At 72.4% G+C, this 3,699-nt stretch carries 4 protein-coding genes; 1 reads left to right on the forward strand and 3 read right to left on the reverse strand.

What is annotated here, in order from left to right; translation table 11 throughout:
- Positions 1–549: TetR/AcrR family transcriptional regulator (locus tag H5J30_RS21760; RefSeq protein ID WP_181789069.1), on the reverse strand; the 549-nt coding region annotated here is incomplete at its 3' end.
- Between the two features lie 114 nt (positions 550–663).
- Here H5J30_RS21760 and H5J30_RS21765 point away from each other — a divergent pair.
- Complete coding sequence (locus H5J30_RS21765; protein ID WP_181789070.1) at positions 664–1,836, forward strand: thiolase family protein; 1,173 nt, start codon at positions 664–666, stop codon at positions 1,834–1,836.
- Between the two features lie 147 nt (positions 1,837–1,983).
- Here H5J30_RS21765 and H5J30_RS21770 read toward each other — a convergent pair whose 3' ends face one another.
- Positions 1,984–2,595 (reverse strand): dihydrofolate reductase family protein, encoded by a 612-nt coding sequence (locus H5J30_RS21770; RefSeq protein WP_181789071.1) that lies wholly within the window; start codon positions 2,593–2,595, stop codon positions 1,984–1,986.
- Positions 2,596–2,667: 72 nt separating this feature from the next.
- A complete protein-coding gene (locus H5J30_RS21775; protein WP_181789072.1) occupies positions 2,668–3,510 on the reverse strand; it encodes a helix-turn-helix domain-containing protein in 843 nt (280 codons plus the stop codon).
- Between the last annotated feature and the right edge of the window lie 189 nt (positions 3,511–3,699).

Genomic DNA, 3,699 nt, shown 5'->3' on the forward strand with positions numbered 1-3,699 from the left:
CAGCACCGCGTCCGGGTCCTGCGCGTGCGCCACCGCCATCGCGCACTCGCACAGCGCCCCGAAGACCACCGACGCCATCGCGTCCAACTCCACCGCCGGCACGGCGCTTTCGCCGTCGGCGCGGACCGCCTGCTCCAGACCGCGCCGCGTCATCGCCCGGCAGTCCGCCTGCACCTCCCGCATCACCGCCCAGCCCAGCGCCCCCGGGGCGTCGAGCAGCGTGATCCGCTGGGCGCCGGGCTCGATGGAGCCGGTGAGGAACGCGCGCTGGCCCGCGCGCAGGCCGTCCCACGGGTCGGGGCAGGCGCGGAAGGCGGCGGCGATGGCGTCGCGCAGCCGGTGCTGCTCGGCCTCGTAGACGGCGTGGAAGAGGGTCTGCTTGTTGCGGAAGTGGTGGTAGAGCGCGCCCTTCGTGATGCCCGCCCGGTCGCAGATCGCGTCGAGGGAAGCGGCGGCGTAGCCGTCCCGGGCGAAGTGCACGCGGGCGGCGCCGACCAGGTCCTTCGTCGTCGTCGCCGTGCGCTCCTGCTGCGTTCTGCGCGTCTTCATGCGCGCATTGTAGGCGGGTTACCCTGTACATACGTACTCCCGGTATGTAACTCTGCGGTAGCCGGCCGGACCGGGAACCGCGACGCACTTCAGCGAGAGAGGGGCGTACCGCCCATGACCACCACCGCAGTCGTCGTCGACGCCGTCCGCACGGGCTCCGGCAAGGGCAAGCCCGGCGGCGCCCTGTCCGGCGTCCACTCCGTCGACCTGCTGGCCGAGGTGCTGCGCGCACTCGTCGACCGCAACGGCCTCGACCCCGCGCGGCTCGACGACGTGATCGCCGGCTGCGTCACCCAGGCCGCCGACCAGTCGTTCAACGTCGCCCGCAACGCCGTCCTCGCCGCCGGCTTCCCCGAGTCCGTACCCGGCACCACCGTCGACCGGCAGTGCGGCTCCTCGCAGCAGGCCGCGCACTTCGCGGCGCAGGGGGTGATGGCCGGGGCGTACGACATCGCCGTGGCCGCCGGGGTCGAGTCGATGAGCCGGGTGCCGATGGGCACGGCCGCCGCGGGCCGGGACTCGTTCGGCGACCGGCTCGCCGCCCGCTACCCCGGCGGGCTGATCGCCCAGGGCCACTCCGCGGAGCTGATCACGGCGCGGTGGGGGCTGGGGCGCACGGATCTGGACGCCTTCTCGGAGCGCTCGCACCGCCTCGCGGTACGGGCCTGGGAGCAGGGCGCCTTCGACGCGGACGTCGTGCCGGTGGGGGAGCACCGCAGGGACGAGACCGTACGGCCGTCGACGTCCCTGGACGGGCTCGCCGCGCTCAAGCCGTCCTTCTACGACCCGGCCGTCGCCGAGCGCTTCCCCGAGATCGGCTGGCACCTCACACCCGGCAACTCCTCGCCGCTCACGGACGGCGCCTCCGCGGTGCTGATCATGAGCGAGGAGCGGGCGGCGGAGCTGGACCTGGCGCCGCGGGCGCGGTTCCACTCCTTCGCCGTGACCGGCGACGACCCGGTGCTGATGCTGATGGGCGTCGTACCGGCGACCCGGAAGGTGCTGGCGAAGGCGGGGCTGACGGTCGACGACATCGACGCCTTCGAGGTGAACGAGGCGTTCGCGCCGGTGCCGCTGGCGTGGCAGCGCGACGTGGGCGCCGACCCGGACCGGGTCAACGTCCACGGCGGCGCGATCGCCCTGGGCCACGCGCTGGGCGCGTCGGGGACGCGGCTGCTGGGCACGCTGCTGGGGGCACTGGACGCGGTGGACGGCCGCTACGGGCTGCAGGTGATGTGCGAGGCGGGCGGCCTGGCGAACGCGACGATCGTGGAACGGATCCGCTAGGGCCTGCCGTCAGTCTCCCGTCGTCCCTCTGAAGGGCGGGCGGCGTGGCGTCTGCGCTGTGCGTCGCCAGGCGGCCGGGGCTTCTGAGTTCCCGGGGCCGCTGACAGCGCGCTCGGCTCCGAGGCCGCACGATCCGCCGGGCAGACCTTAGCGGCGTACCTTGAACCTCAGGTGCAGCACTCCTTCGCCCTGGATGACCACGTGCGGATCCTCCAGCAGTTGCTGCCCGTGGATGCCGCCGAAGTAGCGTCTTCCCGATCCGAACACGACCGGGACCACGTCCATCGCCACCTCGTCCACCAGACCGGCCGCGAGCGCCTGGGCGCCGGCTTCGCCGGCGTTCACAGCGACAACCCGCTCGCCGGCGAGCATCTGGGCCTTGTCGATCGCGGCCGGCACGCCGTCGACGAAGTGGCAGGACGCCTCGGGATGCCACCCCCGCGGCTTGGGCCGGTGGGAGACCACGACCACGTGATCGCCCGCGGGTGGCTTGCCCTCCCACCCGTTCACCTGGTCGAAGAGGGTGCGGCCCATCACCGTCGTGCCGATCGACTGCCACGTCGACCGGACGTAGTCCGCCGACGCGTGCGAGACCTTGACGCCGCTCGCGGTGCCGGAATGGTCGGACTGCCCCTCCTGGCCTGCGACGATCGGGACGTCCCCGTTGAAGTACCAGTCGTGAAGGGGCCCGACCTCGCCCTTCTCGTCGCAGATGAAGCCGTCCACCGACACCACGCTGTGCATGACCACCGTGCCCACGGGTTCTCCTCGAAGTCTCCCGGCAAGATTTCGCGATCCTCTCGCATGGCGGGGACCCGGGCATGTAAAAAATCAATCGGCGGGCATCGGGCCGAGCTCATGCGGAGCCCGCCCGCTGGTGGGGAACCGACGCCGCAGAGCCAGGTACTCCGTGGGAGTGTGGCCGGTGAAGTCCTTGAACTCCCTGCTGAAGTGCGCGTGGTCGAAGTAGCCAGCCGTCTGGGCGAGACCTGACCAGTCGACGGGGCGCAGGGCGTCCACCGACACGATCAGCCGCGCAAAGCGGTAGATCCGTGCCATCCGCTTCGGGGTGACGCCCACGTGAGCCTTGAACAGGCCGGCCAGGTGATTGCCGCTCACCCCGGCGGCATCGGCCAGCGCACGGACCGCGACCGTGCCGTGCGAGGTCTCCAGACACCCGCCCGTGTGCCGGACCAGGTCGAGACCGCGCGCAGGGGCCTCGGCGAGATGCGAACGCAGCTCCTCCTCCACCACCCGCAGCGTCTCGGCAGCCGACGCGCCGTCGCCGACCCGGTTTCGGAACCGCTCCGCGGAGCGTTGCCAGACGGCGTCGAGCGGTGCCCACCGGTTGCGCAGTTCGGCCGCCGGCACGCCGACGAACGGCGACATGCCCCAGGGCTTGAAGTGCACCCCGACGAGCCGCACACGCGGGGGGTACTCGAAGAGGAAGTGCCTGGTCCATACGCCCATGAACCACCCGTCCGTCAACAGCGCCGACGGCACCGAACCGTCCGAGTCCCACAGCCGGACGGGCCCGCCGTGGTGCAGGAACAGGTGTGCCGACGGCATCGGCGGGACCTTCATCAGCTGGTGCCGCGGCACCCCGGTGAGGCAGTAGATGTCGTCGATGAACCGGTCGAGAGGCGGTGCGGGCACGCGGCCGACGTATTCCACGGGCCCAGTATGGCCGCCCGGCCGGCCAGCCCCGAGGGGCGTGAGAGCGGGCGGTCCGGCGAACGCGGCAATCGTGGAACGGCTGAGCCGGCCCCGCTGTGCGGCGGGTGGGGGCACTGCGGTGCCCGGTACCGGAGAGCGCCTGCGGTGCCCCGGCAAAGGAAGTCGCCTCGTGGCCGCCGGTGCTGC

The organism is Streptomyces phytophilus (assembly GCF_013870535.1).
Taxonomy (GTDB): domain Bacteria; phylum Actinomycetota; class Actinomycetes; order Streptomycetales; family Streptomycetaceae; genus Streptomyces; species Streptomyces phytophilus.

Bases quoted from the DNA above. Each gene is read 5' to 3' on its own strand.
- H5J30_RS21765 (WP_181789070.1), top strand. From the start codon at position 664: ATGACCACCACCGCAGTCGTCGTCGACGCCGTCCGCACGGGCTCCGGC.